This is a genomic window from Metamycoplasma equirhinis (assembly GCF_006385185.1).
GTDB classification, from domain to species: domain Bacteria; phylum Bacillota_I; class Bacilli_A; order Mycoplasmatales; family Metamycoplasmataceae; genus Metamycoplasma; species Metamycoplasma equirhinis.
The window spans coordinates 1-22,043 of sequence record NZ_VFIX01000008.1 but is presented as its reverse complement, the minus strand read 5'-3'; the positions used below and the strand labels follow the sequence as shown (position 1 = coordinate 22,043).

General features: G+C 25.1%; 20 protein-coding genes and 1 tRNA gene. 11 read left to right on the top strand and 10 right to left on the bottom strand.

What is annotated here, in order from left to right:
- Positions 1-8: 8 nt before the first annotated feature.
- On the top strand, positions 9-1,079 hold the full coding sequence (locus FJM08_RS08290) for an alanine/ornithine racemase family PLP-dependent enzyme (protein ID WP_140031700.1): 1,071 nt from the start codon (positions 9-11) through the stop codon (positions 1,077-1,079).
- 63 nt (positions 1,080-1,142) lie between these two features.
- Here the strand turns inward: FJM08_RS08290 and FJM08_RS08285 are convergent, their stop codons facing one another.
- The 7 genes from FJM08_RS08285 to trpS all read right to left on the bottom strand — a co-directional run bounded on the left by FJM08_RS08285 (position 1,143) and on the right by trpS (position 8,815).
- Positions 1,143-1,607 carry a hypothetical protein gene (locus tag FJM08_RS08285; RefSeq protein ID WP_140031699.1) on the bottom strand — a complete coding sequence of 155 codons (465 nt, stop codon included), beginning with the start codon at positions 1,605-1,607 and terminating at the stop codon, positions 1,143-1,145.
- Positions 1,608-2,948 (bottom strand): MAG4530 family protein, encoded by a 1,341-nt coding sequence (locus FJM08_RS08280; protein ID WP_140031698.1) that lies wholly within the window; start codon positions 2,946-2,948, stop codon positions 1,608-1,610.
- The gene (locus FJM08_RS08275) at positions 2,939-3,700 is read right to left on the bottom strand and encodes a hypothetical protein (protein ID WP_140031697.1); all 762 of its coding nucleotides are present in this window, start codon (positions 3,698-3,700) and stop codon (positions 2,939-2,941) included. Before FJM08_RS08275 ends, FJM08_RS08280 begins: the two co-directional genes overlap by 10 nt.
- A gap of 184 nt (positions 3,701-3,884) precedes the next feature.
- The gene (locus FJM08_RS08270) at positions 3,885-4,703 is read right to left on the bottom strand and encodes a hypothetical protein (RefSeq protein ID WP_140031696.1); all 819 of its coding nucleotides are present in this window, start codon (positions 4,701-4,703) and stop codon (positions 3,885-3,887) included.
- Positions 4,693-5,829, bottom strand: coding sequence for a putative cysteine peptidase (locus FJM08_RS08265; protein ID WP_306769770.1), 1,137 nt, complete (start codon positions 5,827-5,829; stop codon positions 4,693-4,695). The genes FJM08_RS08270 and FJM08_RS08265 overlap by 11 nt, the downstream gene beginning before the upstream one ends.
- Positions 5,830-6,084: 255 nt before the next feature.
- Complete coding sequence (gene thrS, locus FJM08_RS08260) at positions 6,085-7,824, bottom strand: threonine--tRNA ligase (protein ID WP_140031695.1); 1,740 nt, start codon at positions 7,822-7,824, stop codon at positions 6,085-6,087.
- Positions 7,811-8,815: a tryptophan--tRNA ligase gene (gene trpS / locus FJM08_RS02865; RefSeq protein WP_140031694.1), complete on the bottom strand. Its 1,005-nt coding sequence runs from the start codon at positions 8,813-8,815 to the stop codon at positions 7,811-7,813. Before trpS ends, thrS begins: the two co-directional genes overlap by 14 nt.
- Before the next feature lie 165 nt (positions 8,816-8,980).
- On the opposite strand from trpS, the gene FJM08_RS08255 reads away from it, so the two are divergent.
- The 6 genes from FJM08_RS08255 to FJM08_RS08235 all read left to right on the top strand — a co-directional run bounded on the left by FJM08_RS08255 (position 8,981) and on the right by FJM08_RS08235 (position 16,048).
- On the top strand, positions 8,981-9,355 hold the full coding sequence (locus tag FJM08_RS08255) for a PTS sugar transporter subunit IIB (RefSeq protein WP_140031693.1): 375 nt from the start codon (positions 8,981-8,983) through the stop codon (positions 9,353-9,355).
- Complete coding sequence (locus FJM08_RS08250; RefSeq protein WP_140031692.1) at positions 9,345-12,956, top strand: AAA domain-containing protein; 3,612 nt, start codon at positions 9,345-9,347, stop codon at positions 12,954-12,956. The genes FJM08_RS08255 and FJM08_RS08250 overlap by 11 nt, the downstream gene beginning before the upstream one ends.
- Before the next feature lie 5 nt (positions 12,957-12,961).
- A complete protein-coding gene (locus tag FJM08_RS08245) occupies positions 12,962-14,011 on the top strand; it encodes a hypothetical protein (protein WP_140031691.1) in 1,050 nt (349 codons plus the stop codon).
- Between the two features lie 259 nt (positions 14,012-14,270).
- Positions 14,271-15,065: an MAGa4850 family ICE element protein gene (locus FJM08_RS08240; protein ID WP_140031690.1), complete on the top strand. Its 795-nt coding sequence runs from the start codon at positions 14,271-14,273 to the stop codon at positions 15,063-15,065.
- 33 nt (positions 15,066-15,098) lie between these two features.
- A tRNA-Asp gene (locus tag FJM08_RS02840) sits at positions 15,099-15,174 on the top strand.
- 223 nt (positions 15,175-15,397) lie between these two features.
- Positions 15,398-16,048, top strand: a complete 651-nt coding sequence (locus FJM08_RS08235) for a hypothetical protein (protein WP_140031689.1) — start codon at positions 15,398-15,400, stop codon at positions 16,046-16,048.
- Here the strand turns inward: FJM08_RS08235 and FJM08_RS08230 are convergent.
- The 3 genes from FJM08_RS08230 to cas1 form a co-directional block, all read right to left on the bottom strand.
- A complete protein-coding gene (locus tag FJM08_RS08230) occupies positions 16,011-16,646 on the bottom strand; it encodes a hypothetical protein (RefSeq protein ID WP_140031688.1) in 636 nt (211 codons plus the stop codon). The genes FJM08_RS08235 and FJM08_RS08230 overlap by 38 nt on opposite strands.
- A 103-nt stretch (positions 16,647-16,749) precedes the next feature.
- Positions 16,750-16,956, bottom strand: coding sequence for a CRISPR-associated endonuclease Cas2 (cas2, locus tag FJM08_RS06550; RefSeq protein WP_306769769.1), 207 nt, complete (start codon positions 16,954-16,956; stop codon positions 16,750-16,752).
- Between the two features lie 7 nt (positions 16,957-16,963).
- Positions 16,964-17,845: a type II CRISPR-associated endonuclease Cas1 gene (gene cas1, locus FJM08_RS08225; RefSeq protein WP_140031687.1), complete on the bottom strand. Its 882-nt coding sequence runs from the start codon at positions 17,843-17,845 to the stop codon at positions 16,964-16,966.
- A gap of 263 nt (positions 17,846-18,108) precedes the next feature.
- Here cas1 and FJM08_RS08220 point away from each other — a divergent pair, with 263 nt between their 5' ends.
- The 4 genes from FJM08_RS08220 (at position 18,109) to FJM08_RS08215 (ending at position 21,256) form a co-directional block, all read left to right on the top strand.
- Complete coding sequence (locus tag FJM08_RS08220) at positions 18,109-19,149, top strand: ABC transporter substrate-binding protein (RefSeq protein ID WP_140031686.1); 1,041 nt, start codon at positions 18,109-18,111, stop codon at positions 19,147-19,149.
- A complete protein-coding gene (locus tag FJM08_RS02810) occupies positions 19,133-20,170 on the top strand; it encodes a FecCD family ABC transporter permease (RefSeq protein WP_140031685.1) in 1,038 nt (345 codons plus the stop codon). The genes FJM08_RS08220 and FJM08_RS02810 overlap by 17 nt, the downstream gene beginning before the upstream one ends.
- Complete coding sequence (locus FJM08_RS02805) at positions 20,163-20,933, top strand: ABC transporter ATP-binding protein (protein ID WP_140031684.1); 771 nt, start codon at positions 20,163-20,165, stop codon at positions 20,931-20,933. Before FJM08_RS02810 ends, FJM08_RS02805 begins: the two co-directional genes overlap by 8 nt.
- A 110-nt stretch (positions 20,934-21,043) precedes the next feature.
- Complete coding sequence (locus FJM08_RS08215) at positions 21,044-21,256, top strand: hypothetical protein (RefSeq protein ID WP_140031683.1); 213 nt, start codon at positions 21,044-21,046, stop codon at positions 21,254-21,256.
- Positions 21,257-22,043 lie beyond the last annotated feature (787 nt).

The following is a 22,043-nucleotide window of genomic DNA, read 5'->3' as shown; positions in this document are numbered from 1 at the left end:
GGGGCAATATGGGATTTCCAAAACTTATAATTAACGAAACAAAATTTAAAACTAATGTTAAAGTTGCAATTGATATTTGCAAAGAGCACAATATAACTGTTTTAGCTGTTACTAAAGGTTTTTGTGGAAACAAAAGAATGGCGCGATTATACTATGAAGCTGGAATAAGACATTTCGGTGATTCTAGGCTTGAAAATTTTGAAATATTTAATGGCTTTCAAAACATTCACAAACAATTATTGCGAATTCCAATGATTTCTGAAATTCCTGAAGTTGTAAAAATATGTGATTCAAGTTTAAATGGCGATATTAATGTAATTGAAAAAATTAGCGAATATTGCCTTGTAAAAAAACTTAAACCACATGAAATTGTTTTAATGGTTGATTTAGGTGATAGGCGCGAAGGTATTTTACCCGAAGAGGCATTGGTGACGGCTCAAAAAATTGCTAAATTAAAAGGAGTTAAATTAATAGGCTTAGGCTGTAATTTCGGTTGTTATGGAGCAAGAATACCATCAAATGAGGCGATGGCAAAATTTGTTAAAATTCAACATGAAATTGAAAACGAACTTAATATTAAGCTAACACATATGTCAGGTGGAAATTCACTAAGTTTGCATATGGTTTGAGAAAATCGCATGCCAAAAGAAATTAACTTCTTGCGAATGGGATTTGCAATGATTTTTGGCACTGAAGACATGTACCGCAAAACTATTAAGGGTATGTTTCGTGACGCGTTTGTTTGTGAAGCGGAAGTAGTAGAAGTCGACTATAAAAGCTCGTTGCCAATTGGTGCTTGTGGAATAGATGCTTTTGGGCATAAACCATATTTTAAGGATATTGGCACAATTAAACGTGTTATATGCGCAATAGGGAAATTAGACACAATGTTTGATGCTATGATTCCATATGATAAAGACCTTAAAATTTTAGGCGGGTCAAGCGACCATTTAATTATTAATGCCAATGATTCAAAAATTAATTATAAATCTGGTGATATTATTAAATTTGACTTAGATTGAGGCAGTTTACTTTATTTATTTAACTCAAAATATGTAAAAAAAGAGTTTATAAAATAATTTAGTATTCAATAAAAAACTTAAAATTAAAAAACATCTCATGGTTATTGGGATGTTTTTTTGTTACGCAACTAACAAATCTGGAATTTTGTTTGCGTGATTTATTTTTTTTAACAATATTGCACATGTTGATATAAAACCAAATAAAATTGACAAAATAATTGCACCGTAAATTGTTCAAACCATTTCATATGTTTTAATATTTGAAATTGCGGCTATTCCGAGTGATGAAAAATATGAAATTAAAACCACTATTGAAAGACTTAAAATTATCGTTTTGAATTTTCTGAAATTTGGAAATATTAATAGCTCCAAGAAAACATAAAGTGAAACAAAGAATATAAAGACAACAAATACAAAACTTAATGATGCAATTACTGTATCGGGGAAAATTATTGCCTCACATTTTAAACTTATTAACATGCAAAAATTAGTCACTCATTTTGCCAAAATCATTAAAGTTAAAATACCTAATAGCGATATCAAAATTGGTAATTCAATTAATAATGCTTTAAATTTTCTATTCATCTAATTGCCTACCATTCTTTTATTTAATTCATATAAAATCATTATTCTTATATCAATTTCATTTGAAGCATTTTTCCTATTTTTTAGATCGTTTATAAATGAAGAAATACTTTTTGATTTAATTGGGTATTTTAAATAATTAGTATCAACAAAATTGTTTTTTTCTTTTTGATTTTTGAAAATTCTTTTTAACGATGAAACTTCTTTGTTTTCGCTAGACGATAAATTCAAAAAATTCATTTCTATTTTTTCTTTCTGCTTTGAAATTTCTGACATTGCATTAATCATTTTATTTAAATGATCATTTATTCTTATTTTTGCAATTATTTCTTTAAAAAAGAAATTTAATTCGCTAAAAATTTCTAATTTTTCTAGCTTTTCTTTCAAATATCCTTCAAAATTTTTAGTTGTAGATATTAATTTATCAAATCAAAAATTATTTAAATAATATGAAAGGAAAAAATCTGAAATTAATAAATATTCAATATATTTTTCAATTTTATTTATGTTAATGGATTTTAGTTTGCTTAATAAAAAAGCAAGATCTAATAATGCGTTTTCAATTTTTTCATTTGTTAATATTTTTTTGTCAGTATTCACCAAATATAGTTTAAAAAATTGAATAAATTTCATGGCAACCATTCAATAAATATTGGGGATTAATATATCTTTCACTTGTTTACAATAAATTTTTGGTATATATTTAGAAAATAAAATTTCTATTATTGAATCATTATAATTTAATTTACCAACAATATTATCAATGTACAAAATTGATAATCCTTCTAATGACTTTAAAGAATTAGTATTTGGTAAATTTGCGCTTGAAATAAAGTCAAAATCATTAGTTTTTCTTCAAAAATCTTTAAATTTATATGCAATTGCTTTACTCCCTTGCAAAACATAATTATTTTTAGCCATATACTTCAATAAATCAATATCTTTTTTGCTAAAACTATTATCAAATGTAAATAAAGACAACTTACTAAAGTTGAAAGAAAAAATTAATTTTATCTTTAATCATTTTATTGCTCTAAAAATATTGAATTTATAGTATTTATTAAAAACTATCGTGGCTAATGAATTCATGAATAAGAAAAATTCTAATAATGATAAGATAAAGAAAAATGTAATTAATACAAAATAAGATTCTCGATTAGATTTTTCTCTGAATTTTTCGCTATTTAATAGCCCATATGTTTTGTCGCTTAAAAACAACACAGCTATTATTGTTAAGACAAAAAATAGTGTTGCTAGGAAAAGAAAAAAATAATATTTGGAAAATTTAGTTTTTACAAATTTTTTAGTTTCTATAAATTTAATGTTTTTTTCTAATATCATGAGCTCCCTCAATATATGCTTCTTAAATAATTATCAAATCTTTCTCTAGCAATCAAATATTTATTCATGACGTAATCAAGTACTATTTTTACTTTTCTTTTTGCCACTGCCAAAGTAATTAGAATTTTAAAATTTCAATCTATTTTTTCCAGTGTTTCTTGAGCGGTTTCCAAACATACTCTTAGAGGAACTATATTCTTCTTTTTAGAAACATCATAAATATTTTCAAACATTTCAATAATGAAATCTTTTGAATAATTTAATTTTTCTTGCTCTTGTTTTAATAAACCTAGTATTTGAAATACTGTTTTGCCGACTAGCACAGCATCATCAAATATAGTAAATCCAGTTTGCCCATTTTCAGATAATGCTGAAAGATATTCAGAAATTGCCGCCGATGCATCTCAAGCAGGATTCAATGTGTGCAAAAATTTCTTTAATTTAGATAGAACGCTTCTTGTTTTTGAGTGAAAATCAAAAAAAGTTTTGATGAATCAATATATTTTATTGTCAATTAAATTTCAATCTTCTTGATACATAAAATCGTCTATATTCTTGTTATTCTCCTCTTTGGCATTAAGCATATTAACGTTTTTAATATTAGTTATTTTTTTAGTTCTTAAAAAATTATTTATTTTATTATTGAATTCCAACCTTAAATTGTCTATGTGTTTTTTGTATGAAATAAAATTATCATCCTTGTTATTAGTAATTTTATTATTTTTATTTATGTATTCTTGTAGTATAATCATTTTCCTCTTTTATTTTTTATATAAAAATTATAGATTAAATAAAATCGTTTATTTGAAACGCAAAATTTTAAACAATAAAATTACGTTTTATTTTTCTTTTTTAATATTTTGATTTGCCGATAAATAAAAAATTGCAAATAAATAACTAAAAAAATGTGTTATTTATTTGCAATTTGTACATCTTTTACAGTTTAGAAAATACTAATTTATTTTTATTTTTTAATTTAATTATTAAAGCGGTAAGCAAAATAAACACAAGAATATAAACCAAGTTAATTAAATAAATATTATTGGCAAATTTTCCAAGAGTCATAGCGATATTTCTAAATAAATATACTGAATTTATAATTTCGGGGAAAACCAATGAGCTTAATATAATAATTATGTAATTAGTTAATCTATCATGCGATATTTGATAGTAGAGTATACCCAATATTAGAGAAATTAGTCATATTGTTACAAATACAAAAATAAAGATTATTCCCCTTTTAAAGTTATTAGAAATTTTTATAAATAAAAAAGTTAATAAAAACCAATATATTAACCTGAATGTATAAATATAAAAATATTCAAAAATTTTAGTATATGCCAAACGTATAGCTATTTTTTTAACTTTTCTGCTCTCATATATAATTTGCTCAAAATTTTGATTAATGAACAATATCATTATATTTATTATAAAAACCACAAGTAAGGATATTACCAACGATAATAATAGTTTTAAATGAATTTTTCTTTCTATTATTTCTAAATTTCGTTTTATCAAATATTTTTTTGTAAAAAGATAATTTATAAATAGACTCAACATTAATAATACTAATAAAAGCTGAGTAATATAAGATGGCCCTAGCAAAAATATTTGATTGATTGTAGGAAATATGAAATTATCGTTAATATTATGATCTATTTTTAAAAATATAGTCATAGATAGAAGATATATACAAAATGAAGCTAATAGAATTCAAAATGGTAAAAATAACAAATCAAGCTTTTTAGTTTTCATTAAATAGTTTCCGTATTTCTTCGTTATTGTACATTTTGTTTTTATATTTGAATAATTTTTTTGTTTCTAGTTTTTGATTTTGTTTTGCCCGCATAGTAAAAATAATTTTTAAGGCAGAAGCAGCGGCTGCGAGTTTTCAATAATTTACTAAAACAATAGAATCATTATCACCTCATAGTCAATTTAACAATACCATTTGAGTTTCCGAATCAAAACCATATATAATAAAAGCATGCATAGTTTTGGCAGTACTTACAATAACCGGATTATCATTTCTGATATTTTCGATTGTACGATAGTAATATGTCCCCATTTTATAGTCGTACTCGTATTTTGAAAAAACATCTTTGCCCTGTAAAAATTTATTAATTGAATACGTATATGAATTATATGAATAAAAATTTAATCATCTTTTATTTAATCTTCATAATTTAGCAACGAGCGAATTATCGGGATTATTATATTGGTAATATTTGAACGTTGGAGATGAATTTTGAATAGTTTCATTATAATTGTCATAATCGAAATAATTTGCGAATTCTTCATCGGTAAAAATACAACTATTTTTAAAAAGATGGTTATATAACAAAATATTTGAAATTGCTATATATTCACATAAGCCTGAATCATCGTATTTATCTTTCAAAAGGCTTTGATCAGTATAACCAATTTTTTGTGTTGTATTTCTTGTCGCTCATCACCAACTATCTTTTATTTTGTTACTTATATTTGGCAATTTATCCAATTTGTCGTTTTCCAAAGGAAAAAAATGCTTATTACTTGTTAATCTTAATTTATTTATATTGTTTTCATTTCGTTTATTGCTATATAGAAAATTGTATTCAATATTTGTGTCAAAATTATAATTGCCTTTTTTAATTTCTATTATTGAAAAATCTTTTCTGTCAATTATTGCATAATAATTGATATATTGAGCATACAAATAATTAGCATTTATTTTTTTTATGTATTTAAATTGCTCAGATTTCCCATAAAATCTTTGAATTGTTTTAGTTACCTTAAATATCGTTTTATCATGTTTCTCATTTTTGGTAATGTTAGAGGATAAAACGACACAAGGAGTTATTGCTAATAATCCAAATCAATGTAAATTTATTTTTTTCATTTTGTTCCCCCTTTAAAATAATAAAATAAAAATTTAATAAATATGAATTATGCAAAAATTTAAAATAAATTTTCTATGGCGATATTTTTATATTCCGGCATAGATTTTTTAGCGTCAAAAAACATTTATATTGTTTGCTATCGTCCTAACTTATAGATAAAAATTATATCTTCTAAGCTATAAGTCAATGCTTTAACTTGATATTTTTTGTAAGAAAAATAAAAAACGAGCACAATAAATGCGCACGTGTAGAGATTATTTTAATGATTTTTTAAGTTTTGAAATCATATCGATAAATTCGTCTTTTTGATATATCTTTGTATCATTTGAACCATATGCCCTGACAGCTAAAGTGTCATTTTCAATTTCTTGTTTGCCAATTATTATTACAAATTTAGTTTTTTGTAATTGGGCATCACGAATTTTTTTATTAATTCTTTCGCTTCTTAAGTCAACATTTACATTAATATCTAAATTGATAAATTCATCATATAAGTTTTTACAAAATTCGTTTTGTTCATCGCTTATTGGCAAAATTGTCACTTGTCGTGGGCTTAATCAATATGGCAGCGCACCTTTAGTTTGTTCTAACAATGTGGCAATAAAACGTTCATATGTGCCAATTAAACCACGGTGAATTAAAACAGGGGTTTGAAATTGTTCATTATCATCTACATATTTCATTTCAAATCTTGAAGGTAGCAAAAAATCTAATTGCAATGTTGACATTGTGATAATCCTATTTAAAACAGTTCGCACTTGAATATCAACTTTAGGTCCATAGAACGCTGCTTCACCGATGAATTCCTTATATTCAATATTTAATTCCTTAAGTACATCACGCAAATCATTTTCAGCTTTATCTCACATCACATCATCTTTAAAGAATTTTTCAGTGTCTTGCGGATCTCTTAGTGAGAGTGAGATATGATCAACTTCAATATTAAAATCCTTTAGGGCTTGTACAATCATTTTGTATAAGTGTTTAAATTCATCTTTTATTTGATCAGGTCTTACAAATACGTGACCCTCTGTTAAGTCCATGCCTCTTACTCTTTCAAGGCCACTTAATGCGCCAGATTTTTCATAGCGATATAATCTTGATTGTTCTGAATATCTAATTGGCAAATCTTTATATGAGCGACGTGTTGAATTAAATAGCAAAATATGGTGAGGGCATGTCATTGGCCTTGGTACTAAAACTTCGTTATCCATTTTTAGCGGTTTAAACATCGTGTCTTGATAGTGATCTCAATGCCCACTAATTTGATATAGTTCTTTTTCGCCGAAATGTGGAGTTAAAACTTCACAAAAGCCATATTTTTTATCCAACTTTAAAACATAATCACGAATAGCATTATGAATTTTCATACCATCTTCAAGTCAAATTGGTAAGCCTTGGCCGCTTAGTTGTGTAAATGTAAATATGTTTAATTCTTTACCGATTTTACGGTGGTCTCTTTCTTTTCTTTCCTCTAGTATATTTAGATATTTATCTAATTCTTCTTTACTTTCTCAACTAGTTCCATAGATTCTAGTTAACATTTTATTTTTTGAATCGCCTCTTCAATATGCACCGGCAACCGATAGCAATTTAAAGTGTTTAATTTCTTTAGTGTTTTCAATATGATTTCCGGCGCATAGATCGGTAAATAAAATTTCATTAGTTTTTGGATGATAGTATTGATAAAAAGTAATTAACTTACCTTCATTTTTAAATTCTTTAAAAAGTTCAGTTTTGTAGGGTTGATTTTCAAATGAATATTGCTTTTCGTCAACCATACGCATTTTATAACCTTGTTCAGCCAATTTTTTCATCATTTTTTCAATTTTTGGTAAATCAGATTCTAATATTTGTTCTTTAAATTCAAAATCATAATAAAATCCCTCTTCTATTGCTGGCCCAATTGCTAATTTTGTGTTTGGATAAAGTTTCAGTACAGCAGCAGCCAATAAGTGGCTTGTTGAGTGATTTAATTTGCTATTTGCTTTCATTATTTAATCCTAAGCCTTTCATTAATTTCTTTAAATTTATATTTGCAAATTTTTGGGCTTTTTCAGCTCCGATTTTGCTCTCATTTTCAACATTATTTATATAAAAATTATATTTTTCTTGAATTCTTATTAATAAATCTTTCACTAGTTGCGCAGTTTGTGATTTTAGCTCCGCGTAATTTTTATTAGCAAATATTTTTTCGGCTTCATTTAAAGATATATTTGCTAACGCACTATAAATAGTTAGTAAATTTTTTATCCCCGGTTTTTCATCCGATATATATATTTTGCCTTCAGAATCTGTGACAGCTTTCATAATTTTTTGATAAGCCTCGTCAGGATTATCTAACAAATAAATTGAAGCTTTAGCGTTTTTATCAGATTTAGACATTTTTTTTGTTGGCTCAACAAGTGACATAATTTTAGCGCCAACTTCAGGAATATATGGTTCTGGTATTTTAAAATTTGTCTTAAATTTATTATTTAATCTAATTGCTAAGTTTCTAGTTAATTCAACGTGTTGTTTTTGGTCAATTCCAACCGGGATAATGTCAGCGTTATACAAAAGAATATCGCCCACCATAAGCGTTGGATACATTAATAATCCTGTCGGAATAGTTTCCATACCATTAGCCGTTTTTATTTTGCTTGATTTGTCTTTAAATTGTGTCATACGTGACAATTCACCAATTGTTGTATTTGTCAGAATAAGTCAATTCATAAGGCCGTGTTCCATAACATCTGATTGAAAAAATAACGTCGTTTTTTCAATATCAATTCCGCAAGCTCTAAATAACGCGAAAATGTTTTTCCGATTTTGATTTAATGTTTCTGGTTCAATTGGTAGCGTCAATGCATGTAAATCAGCAATAAAAATATAGTTTTCATAGTCATCTTGTAATTTCACCATATTCTTTATTGCGCCAATATAGTTAGCTAAGGTAAGTTTTCCAGTTGCAGTTATTCCACTAAGCATTATTTTCTTTTGCATTGGTATCCTTTCATAATTACACATAAATACTTTATTAATTTTATTACAAAATTTAAATATTGAGTAGTTTAATAATTTTTATTAATAATGGAATTATGCAAGTAAATAAAATATAATTATTATAATCTTTCAAAGTATTGGTTTTAAGTAAAAAAAGGAATGTATATGAATTCAAAACACAAATTTTTATATGTATTTTTATGCATAATAACATTAGGCTTTATTTGTATCTATTGAAAAAGAAAATATCGGCAAAAAGCGACTAAAAACTATTTATCTACAACAAGTGAATTAGCGTTTGATTATAAAATATTTTTGCTTTCACTTGGCGGAATTAAAAATCTTCAAAATGCCACGGCATCACAAAAAATTATTCGTATTGGATTTATCGATCGCGCTTTAATCAACATTGATAAATTAAAAGAATTAGACGGTATTAGCGGCATTAACTTTCAAAGTAATTCAATTTCGCTAGTAGTTGGAAATTCAGCAAAATATCTTGAAGAAAAAATAAAAGAGGACATTCAAAATGATAAATAACGAAGTGAAGTATCAAACGATTTTAGCAAATTTGCAAAACATAGAAACAAATGACTCGTCACTATTTAGTTCAGTTGATAACGAGAAATTTTTTGATGTTTTTAATGCATTTGGTAAAGACACATTTCACAACTTCTATGAAAATTTTCATTTGGATTTTATTTTAAAAGAAAACGGGAATCGTGTTATTGCAGATAAAGTTAGAGAATCAAATTCAAAGCAAGAAATCATTGCAATTTTTCGTGATTTTAATCGTCGCATGGATAGCGATGCATTTAAATTACTAAATACAAATATTGAAAAAGCTAAAACGATTTTAATAAACAAATTAGAAACAGAATTTCAAAAATCAATTGTTAAATGAAAAAAGATTTTAAATACTGCAAATAATATCAATATTGAAACTAACATTTGACCATTACATTTAGGATTTTTATTTGTCTCAATTAAAACCGAAAAAAAGACAATTTTTGCACCTCTATTTTTCAAAGAAGTTACATTCAAAATTCAAAATTCATTAGTTCATTTACAATCAAATTCGGCGATCAGAGTTAATAGTAAATTGATTACTTTTTTGGGCCAAGAAGGCTTTATGATTGATGCCAATAAATTCGATTTTGAAAATGCTTCAATTAGAGAAGTATATGAAAAAGTTAAATCAAGTTGAAACTCAATTTACGATATCCCTGAAAGCATTAGCACTTCTATTCCTAATATCGGACAAGATATGATTGTTAATACATCAATTGAATTTCATCCGGGCATGGTGTTAGGCTTTTATAATGTTTCATCTGGTTATTTATGAAACCAAATGAAAAAAATTATTGAAAATAATGAATTTGACAATATTTTAAATCCTGATATCAATAAAACCAAATATGTTGAAATTGTCAAAAAATCAATTTTTGATAAACATTTTAAATTATTTAAAATTCAAAAAACTAATTTTTCACAAGATTGTGCAACAATTTCATCACTATATCAAGACACAATAATTTGAGGTCCTCCCGGAACGGGTAAATCACAAACAATTACTAACTTAATTGTTAATATTATTGCACATGGTTATTCAGGATTAGTTGTATCGCAAAAGAAAGCTGCTTTAGAAGTCTTACAAAGTAGATTAAAATCGCTATCTAAGTTTTGCTTATTTACAATACATGATAAAAATTATCCACTGGAAGATTTTTATGAGCCTCTTAAAGAATATATTTATGAATTAGAACATTGCTCGAATGTTTCAACCGAATCTGGAATATCAATTTTTTCAAATAGCGATAAAGATTTTGTTGATACGATTTCTAAATTCGATGCAAATAAAAATATTGATAATATTCTTAATTTCTATTCGGCCATTATTAATATAGCACCCAATTTCACCATATCGATTTTTAATACATTGCTTGCAATGAATCCTAATATTAAATATAATTTAAATCGGTCATTTGCAGATAAAAAATCAATATTAAAGCATTTATATGAAGTTAATAATAATCGAATGGCTAATATGTTTACAATTTACCCTAAAGCATATAAAGAAGCAGCGGAAATTATTTTTAATGAACCATCACTTTCATTTATTGATGTAGATAAAGCATTACAATATGTGCATCTTGTAACATTTAAAGAAGTAAAATCTACTATTGAAGATTATGCTAAAATCTTGCAAGAAAAAACAATTGATATTAATGATCAACGCATTTTATCGCAAATGATTTTAGACAAAAAATTTAAAGCGTTGTCAGAATTTAATGACGAGCAAAAAACAAAATATAATAATTTTGCATTTTCGGTTCGTACCGCACAATTACCACCACACAAATTCTTCCACGAACATCGCGATATTATTAAGTTTTTATTCCCAATAATAATAACGACGCCAGATATAGATCTATCACTTTGAGAAAAGGAAGAATTCGACTATGCAATATTAGATGAATCAAGCCAAATGTTTTTAGAAAAAGGTATTCCGATTTTATATCTAGCTAAACGTAAAATTTTAGCTGGCGATGGCCAACAAATGCAACCAACACGTTGATTTTCGGTTACATATAATTTTGATGAATATGATGAATTAGGTCATATTGAGTCATTGCTCACTTATGCTAAAAACCGTGGTGTATTCTCAATGCTATTAGATAAAAACTATCGTTCGAAACTAGCGGCATTAATGACGTTTAGTTCAAAGCATTTTTACAATTCACGTTTGGATGTTATTGATGATTATGAACGTTCACTTTCAAAAGATAAAGCAATTGATGTGATTCAAGTTGACGGTTCATGAAACAATAGCATGAATATTGAAGAAGGCGCTAAAGTTATTGAAATTATCAAAGACAATTTAAATAAATACAAACAAATTATTGTGTTAGTATTTAATATTAAACAACAGGATTATTTAACAAATTTGATTTTTGCAACTGAACCAGAAATTGAAGAAGCAATGAATTCGGGGGCAATTAAATTAAAGAATATTGAAAACATTCAGGGCGATGAAGCTGATTTGGTTATTATGTCAGTAGTATACGATAAAAACACTGCACTATACGGAACATATGTAGCCAGAAAAGGCGGAAAAAATGCTTTAAATGTTGCTGTTTCTCGGGCAAGAGAAAAAATCATTGTTGTTAAATCAATATATGCAGATGATGTTGAAATAACAGAAAATTCTACCTCTGATGTTCGTATTTTTAAAGAGTGATTGAAATTTTTAGATTTATCGCTTGAGGAACAAAAAAATTACCTATTTAATGATGAATACGCAAATGAAAAAATTGCTAACACTCGCAGTATTTCGCTTTCGTTAAATATTGATTTTAAAGTTAAGCTATTAAATGAATTACAAAAATTAACAGAAAAATACGAAAATCTCCATTTCATAGGTGACTATTCAATTGGAACAAAAGCACTTGATATTGTTTTAACTAATAAATTAACTAATAAATTAGTTCACGGTTTCATTGTTGATTCATTTGATTATGTTAATAATTATGAACAATATCTTAAATTTAAAGATGGAATCAGATTTTTAAAATCAAAAGCATATCCAATTACAATCATAAATAAATACGAATGGATTGTTAAGCATAATGAATTTATTAGATTTATTACTGAAAAATTAAACGAAGAAAACAACTACAATTTAAACCACATGCAATCATATAAGGTTGCGCAAAATAATCTTTCCGTTGAGATAGAAAACAATATGCAAACAATTAATAATCAAAACTCACAAGATAATATTTTGCCCTTTAATTTAGATTCTAAGAAAAATAATTTTGACATTGAATCTAATGAAATAGCTAATGAAGTTGATTTAGCTAGAATAGAAAACGCTAAATTTAGTGAAAATGACACAATTTCCAGTCTTGACAAAATTGATATCAAAGAATTAGCTAGTGAAACAACAAAAATTTCTGGACTTGAAAATCAAATTGACGATGAACCATTTGAATCAGAAATTGAAAATATTACTATTAATGAAAAAACAATTGATAATTCTGCATTTATCGATTCGGAAAAATTGTTACAAGAATTTGAATTAATTGATGAAAATGATAAAACAACAGATTTTAACATTGACGCAAATGACGAGGAATAAATTAAATGAGTTGAAGAAAAAAGAATTCAATCGATCCTTGAGATAAACAAATTGATGAACAAATATCAGATGAACAATCTCAAAGACATAGTGATATAGCCAAGAAAATTACTCGTGGTAAAAAAATTCGTCGAATTGTATTTTATTCGCTTGGTGCAATAATTCCGTTAGTCGCCATTACTTTTGTTTTAACATACAAAAAAATTAAAGAACCACTCAAATTTTGAGACTCAAATTTAAAATGAATATTGAGCAACGAAGCTAAATATGATTCGGTTGCAAATCCTAAAGGTGCATTATCTTGAAATGATGCTATATTAGATGGCAAACCTGAAGATATTATGGTTGAATTATTTAAAAATCCATTGCTAACTAATCCTATTTTAAAACCCTTACATTTAAAATTACAAGATTCTAAATATGATGCAAAAATTAGTAATTTGATTTTAGATACATACGATAAAAGATCTTTACATTTTGATCTTGAAATTCTAACAAAGGAAAAAAAGCCAAATCTAGAGTTTATAATTCGTAATTTTACAGTCAATACCTCTAAAGAATTAGAATTTATTAAGCAAGATAAAATTAATACTTATACTAATAAAAATAATGTCAAAAATATCTTCACGTCGATAAATTCATGAAAACTAAATTTTACTTCTAGTAGTGTTTATGATTATAACGATTTAACTAATCCTTGCCGAATCGAAATGGATAAAATTGTAGCAACACTAAATAAAGATATTTCTAGCACAAATTATATTGACCGTGCAATAAAACTTATAAATTATCAAAATAAACCCACTTATTTCTTTAATTTATTTAATGATATTAAGAAACCTTTTTTTGTACCTTTTATTTTTAAGGGAAATGTTGAATTTCTAGCCGAAAAACAACCAAAACTAAAATTTGAAGCTAATATTTTTTCACTGGCCAAAGATGTTATAAAAATAAATAAACGTAAATATGAATATGGAATTTACATTCCTCATGAACTAGGCAAAACAAAGCAAATCAGCCTACCGATCGTGTTTAAAACAATTGCCGAAAAATAATATTTTAAATACATTACTTGGATATCTATCCAAGTTTTTGTTTAATTGGAAGTGTTTAAAAATGTAGGGTTGAACCTTTAAGAAAAAAGGGAAAGCAAGATCGTAAGGTCTTGCTTTTTTATCGTTCTGTTAGTTAAAAAAATTAGTTAGTTAAAAGAATAAAAAAAACGAGGGAAGAACCCCCCAAACACTAAATATATTATACCAGAAATATTCTTCCTTCGTTTAAAAAAACTTTTAATTTGTTAGGAGACATTTTATGGGTAAATTTAGTGAACTTCATCTTTTAGAACAAGAAGCTAGATTAAACAATGATTATAGTGAACTGGATAAATTTTGAAGAGAACAGAAATGAAAGGAAAATTATGATAAAAAAATCTATGACAAGTTAGATGAAAAATTGATTGAGGTGATACTAAAATCAAAAATAGTTATTGGTCAAAGTTATTATCAAAAGCTAAAAACAAATAAGGTATTACTTGAAATATTTATAGCGCTAAAAACATTAGGTAAAAAAGGAATTAAAAGTTCTGATTTGATAGCTTTTGATTTTAAAAAAACAAGTATTAAAAATGCTATTAAAAAACTACTTAATTTAGGAATTTTAGATTCAAAAATTTATAAAGAATTTAGATTGTTAAAATTAAGAAAAATAGTCCTTAAAAAACCTAAAGAAAGTTTTTGAATTTTGAAGAAAAAAGATACTTGAAAAATCTTTTTGCTTTATGGTTTAGATGCAGCTATTATGTATGTGATTAATAGCTTCAAAAGTAAGGTTTATAAGTGAGATAAAAAATTACATTCAGTCCCTAATAGGCGAAAAGTAATTTTGCAAAATGCTTACTATAAAAATTTAAATATTTCGGATACAAAAATTTATTTATTGAATAAAATGATTTGTAATTATTTTTTAGTTCGTTATAGAGAAATGTTTGGAATTATTCATAAACGAAAAACTAAATTTATAACAATTAAAAGTAAGAAAAGAAAAATTATTCATAAATTTATTGGTTATGAATTTAAAACTTTACGTTATTTGTTAATGCAAATTTAATTGGATTTAAAACTTTTTAAAACGGTAATAAATGATTTAGTAGTAGAGTGGTTAATACGCTTCCCTGTCACGGAAGAGATCGCGGGTTCAATTCCCGTCTAAATCGCCATATGGATTAAGTTCCAAAAAAAATTACTGTTTTAAAAACTAATTGAATTTTATGTTTTGATAATGATTTTGGCACTATGTGTCTATTTTAGTTTTAAGTTGATGGAAAAAAATAACAAATTTGTAATTAAGTAATTTTATTAAGGACAAAATTATTAATTTTAAATTATTAACGGTAATAAATATTTATTACCGTGAATCATTGCATATGATAGGGGAAAGTAGTGTTTAAAGTAGAAACAAAGTTTAATTTTATAACTCCTAATACTTCATACAAAACAGGATTAGGAAATGAACATAATATGAAAAATTGAGTTAATTCTGGAATGGTAATTGAATATATTACTAGAAAAGATAAATGCGTTGTTTTTAATAATGATGAAAATAACTATGATGCTATGAATTTAATGATGACTAGAGAGGAAAAAATTGCTTGATATCGTTCACATTTAAAAATTAATCAAAATAGCGACCAATCTGGTCTTTATAACTTATTAGACACTGAACCTAATGATGTAGAACTTGAAAAAGTTAAAAATGATTTAAAAAATTTGAAAGATAATTTTTGAGAATTAATTGTTAATCCTGGTGATTTGGGACTTGATAATAATATTTTATGTAAAGATAAATGACATGAAGTATTACAAGAAAACTTTAAGCGATTTTTAAAAGCTAATAACTTTGATATAGATAATGTTAATGTTTATTATTCAATACATGGAAATACTAATTATCCTAATGTGCATATGTTTTGATATGAAAAAGAACCTAAGCATAAAAGAGCAAAATTAGACTTAAATTCTATAAATGTATTTGGATATAAAGTTGGTTTGTCAATTAAATATGATGAAGTGTTTGATTATTTTGTCATATAAATGACAATTCTAATTTTTCAAAAGATTTACAAATACTAAAAACTTCATTAGTAATAATGATAAAATTAAAAGCATTTGTGTATTTTAATAAATCTTGTACTTGAATATCTGACCAATTTGAAATAATAATAGTCATTTTAGTTTTGGGTTTCATAGAATCTATTCACTTATAAAAAATTTCTTTGGTAATGAAAAAATCATCATTTAAAGAAAATAATGACTTATACATTTTCGAAAAATCAATATTAATCTTTACATAATTTCAACCTAAAAAACTATTTAAACTATTTTCCATAGCGTTTAAATTTTCATGTTTAATAATAAATTCTTGGTTTCAATACTCACTTTCTAAGATTTTACTAACTAATACATTTTTAGCATTGAAGTTAAATAAATCACTAACTTTGGTTAATTTATTAATTTGAATACAATCATTTAAATAAAAAGAAAAACCATTAATTTGAAATGCTGCATTTTTTGTGTCTTTTTCATATTCATATATATTTCTAAAAAACAAATCCTTATCTGTGGTTTCAATAATAGTTATACCTTCAAAGTCTAAATAAACTTCTTCTGGAAATTTATTAATTTTAAACATTTTTAAAATTTAATATATCTTTCATTATTATTAAAAATTTCATTTAAAGATTTTTCTCCAGATAGTAATTCAATGTTTTGATATTGTGATTCTGTTATAAGCATTATCCTAATATTTGAATTTGAAGGAATAACTTTAAAAGTTTTTTCTTTTCATATGAATATTGAGTGTGAGCAGTTAAACATTTTACATATATAGAATATTGAATCATAAAATATCCTAATTTCAATAATTCATGTCTAAATTTGTTATATTCTTTAATCATATCGTCATCTGATGTAGAAATATCATACATAATAATGATTCTCATATATCTATTAGATGTTTCAATCAATGATAAAACTTGATAAAACTTCATTTTTTAATGAAGTAACAACATAATAATTAATGTATTCATTAATAGTAATATTTCTATTTTCATATTTAATATAATCGAAAAACATTAAGAATAGTTTTTCTTTAAATTCTTGAAAGTTAACTAATTCATTATTTTTAAAATATTCATATACTAATTTATCAATTAAGCATCTAAATGGTTCCATTAAGTCTGTGGACAAAGCATAATAATTATTAAAACTTTTATGAAAAACTGCAATTCTACAATCGTAACCCTTAGAAATAATTCCTCTCGTAATATAACTCATAAGTATTGAATATCCATAATTTAAATATCTATTAATAAGATTGTTATCATCTTGACGGTTAAAGTTATTTCCAAACAAAAGTTTAAAATACAATTTAGCAGCATGTGCTTCACGATTAGTAGAATCCATAAATTTAATACTATTAGCATAATCTAATAAAGTACTTTCTTCAATAGCATTTAATAAATTTAATTTTTTTAAAAGATTCAATGAATTTATTATTTTAAGATTAATTATTTTTGTTCATACAGAATTTTTAAAATTTGAATCTCACAAAATTTGATTTTGTAAAATTTTGTTATTATAATGTCCTTGCAAAGGAATTATTAGCGAATTAGGTAAATGTTTTTTATCACAAATTATAATGTTTACACCCTTACTAACTAGCTCATTAATTAAAGGTAATGTAATTGTGGAATTTTGATTTTCAAAAATTACAGTATCAATATTTTGAGTTGGTATAGAGATTTTTTGTTTTTCTTTATATAAAATTAAATTTCCTAAGAAAAGTTTGGCATAATTACTTTCATTAATTTCGATAATTTTTTTGTACATACATCCTTTCCTAAATACATTAATTTAATTTTTTTAACAAACAACAGTTATTTATTGAGTACAATTCTTTAGTAACCTATAGGTAAATTTATACCTACTTGATTTTAACACACCTCATTTTGTGGGTTTCTCAATACATTTAATAATGAAAGATTTAGTTTATGTTTGTATTAAACATGTATGAAACGTAACTTAATTAGTTATATTAAGGATCAATAAATAATATAATTTTTATTATTAAAATTTTGTGAAAGAAGACTAACATGAAGAAAAAAATATTATTGGTCACTTATACAATACCATTATTTTTTCCTATTGTAACTTTAAGTTGTAATAACAATGAAAAACAACAAAACACAATAGAGTTAAAAGATATGTCTAATCAAACTATTAAAATAAATAAAGCGCCTAGCAAAATAGCATTGCAATCTAGATCTTCATTAGATATGATGATTGCTTTTGGTTTAGGCAATAAAGTGGATGGGGCATATAAAAATTTGTTATCAAATTCATGAGTTAATTACATTTATCCTATAGCCAACAATTTTTATAAATATAAATACAATGAAGGAATTGAAACTTATTTGGAACGCAATATAGATTTAGCTATTGTTTTTGAATCACAAACTAAGGCTTTATTGTTAGATAAATGTATAAATTCAATTACTATCAATCAATATGACGGTAGAAATTTTAATGAAAATTCTTTATATATTTTTCCAGAAATTATTAAAAAAATTTCTCCGAATCAAGAAAATGCATTAGCTGATAAATGAATATCTGATACAAAAAAATTTATCAAAGAAATCAAAGATAAGATGAATGGTTTAAGTTCTAACAAAAGAATTTTTTATTTAAGGGCGGACAAAAAAACTGACCAAATTATGACAGAAGTTAAAGGGTCATTAGTTAACTATGTTTTTGATTTATTAAAAATTAATAATTTAGAAATTCAAAAAGATAGAATTCAAGATGAAGAATTTATTAAATTGAATCCTGAATATGTAATTGCGGGAGGTTCTTTTCAATACGATCTTTTACAAAGAATAAAAAATAATCCAAAATTTTTGGGTTTAAATTTTATTAAGCAAAATGGAATATTACATGCTCCTTTGGGATTTAGCATGTTTGAACAACTTAGTGTAGAATTACCAATTTTTATTGCATATTTGGCAAATTGAGCATATCCTACTGCGTTTAAATACGATATTAAAAAAATGATTAAAGAATGTTATAACACTTATTTTAATTTTTATTTATCTAATGAGGACATAGACAAAATTTATAATGGCAATACAAAATAAAAAAATTAATTCTTCCATTCTTTGATTTAGTTTTGGTGTTATATTTACTATTTTTATTTTCTTTTTAGGACTAATGGTAGGTAGATTTAATATCCCTATACAAATTTTTTTTAAAATATTATTAGGATATAAAGAAGAATATACTAATTACTATAATACAATTGTTTTAATAAGATTGCCCAGAACTTTGATTGCGTTATTAGTTGGCATTTCTTTAACATTAGCTGGAATTATTTATCAACAATTATTTAATAATAATTTAGTTTCACCTAGTATTTTAGGTGTGTCTAATGGTGCCTCCGTAGGAGCAGCGCTTTGTATTTTTGCAGGTTTAAGCGGTATTTATGGTAATATCATTATTTCTATTGCAGCTTTTGCTTTCGGAATTCTTTCCATGATATTGACCATTTTACTATCAAAATTGTTTAAAAGTAATAAAGGAAGTGTAAGTTTAATTTTAGCTGGAATTATTGTCTCAGGATTTATGACTTCATTAATTAGCATTATTAAAACTATTTCAGATGTAGAATCAACTTTACCAAGCATTGTTTTTTGAACTATGGGTTCTTTTTCAAAAACTAATATGACTCAGTTTTGAATATTGTTTTTTATTGTTGTTCCTTGTTTTATTACTTTGATAATTTTACGTTGAAGAATATCTTTAATTGGTTTAGGTAAGATTCAAGCACAGAGTAAAGGTTTAAATTATAACTTTTATAAATTTTTCATTATTATCATAGGTTCTATATTAGTGAGCGCATCTGTTGCTACTTCCGGTTCTATAGCTTGAGTAGGTCTAGTTATTCCTAATTTATTAAAAATTATTTTTAAAGCAGATATTAAAAAAAGTATTGTATTTGCAATTCCTTTTGGTGGATCATTCATGATAATAGTTGATATTCTTTCTAGAAGTTTTACCTCCCTAGAAATACCAATTTCTGGAATCACAGGAATTATTTGTTTATTAATTATGATAGGAATATTTTTAATCAATATAAGGAAAGGGCAAACTAATGATTAGTTTAAAAAATATAAATTTTAATTATGATAAAAAAACCAATAAAAAAATTATATATGATTTAAATTTTGATTTTAAAGAAGGCAATATATATGCTATTTTAGGAAAAAATGGCTCAGGTAAAAGTACGTTATTAAACATAATGAATGGATTTTTGAAATGCAATAATGATAGTCAAATATTTATAAATGAAAAAGAATTAAAGTCTATCAAAATAAAAGAGAGAGCGAATGTCTTTACTTATATCCCTCAAAAAATGAATTGATTTTATGGCGGAGATGTTAAATCATTTTTAGAGTTTAGTTTTTTACATAATAAAAAATGTTATGAAAATAATCTTAAAAAAGATGAAGAAGAAAAAATTTTTCAAATCTTAAAACAATTTGAACTGTTAGATTTAATTAATAGACCCATGAACAATTTATCAGGTGGTCAAAGACAAATGATTATTTTTTGTGCTGCTATACTACAAAATACAAATATTTTATATTTGGATGAGCCTATGTCGGCAATGGATTTAACTAATCAAGCAAAAGTCTTAAAAATCATCAAAGAGTTAAAAAACAATAATAAAATTATTATTTTTACAACTCATAATCCAAATCACACTCTTAAATTAAATTGTGAAGTTTTAATTTTAAATGAAGGGAAATTAATTGATTATGGACCCTCTAGAGAAATTATTAATAAAGAAAAAATGATAGAAATTTTTGGCCCCGAAATTAAGAATTCTAGCTCTTTAGAATATGATGAAATAACTATTTAAGCAATTGTTTAATGTAAAAAATATGTAAAAATTTGTAAAAAGATAACAAAACAATGGTTTTTTGTGTTTGAAGATTTTTGATATAAAATATTGTTAAAATTGATTGATAAATGAAAAGCTTATTAAGACTGTGAAAAAATAATAAAAACTATCTTATAAATACCTATGAAAATGCTAATTATTTTGGTGGAAATGCTGAAACTTTTATTGGACATTACTTAAAAAAATATACAAAAAATGCATTTTCAAGACAAAATATTAATCTTTTAAAACTAAAAATTCTATTAAATATTCCTAAAAATATAAACGTGATCTTCTTATAAAATCACGTTTTTTTATTGCTTTTTTATTTTGAGTTTGCGGTTTTTGTAAAAAATTATATATAATTACATAGTAATTATATATAAAAGTTGTTAGTGCTAACAATTAGCAAGCACTTTTTTTAAAAAATCAAAAAGTGCAAACTAGAGCGCATGCAAAAATAATATATTATTACTATGTAATAATATATCAAAAAGGGAAAAACCGCACTACGGTAAGTAGTTTTAGCGGTTCTTCCCTTGCCCTATTCAAGGGTGCGCGCCCGTATGCGGGCGCGTATATAGGGCCACTTTTTGTGCTTGCACTAGTGCAAACTCAAAAAACAATTTATATTATTTAATAAAATTTTGGTAGAATTATATTGATAAGAAAAATCACTTTATGATTTTGCTAACCCTACATTTTCCTACACATCCGTTTAATTTAACATATATTTTGCATAAAAAAGCCAAATCTTAAACGAAAATATTATTTGAAAATACCTAGATAAATACTCAAAAAAGAATAATAGGAAGTGTCGCAGATAGATAATTTTTGAAAATTCATGCACGAAAAAACTTGTTTTCGTGCTTTTTTTATGCTAAAGTAAGTTGCCGACTAACCATTTTCAAAAAAAAAAAAAAAAAACGCCTACAATGTAATGGTTTTTGTATGCTCGGTCAAAAATTGAGCATCTTAAATAATTATTATTTAAGTATTAAGAGGTAATATGAATTCTAATAAGAAAAAAACTGCAATCATTGTCGGATCAGTAGCTACAGCTTTGCTTGCTTCTGCAGCAATCGCTAC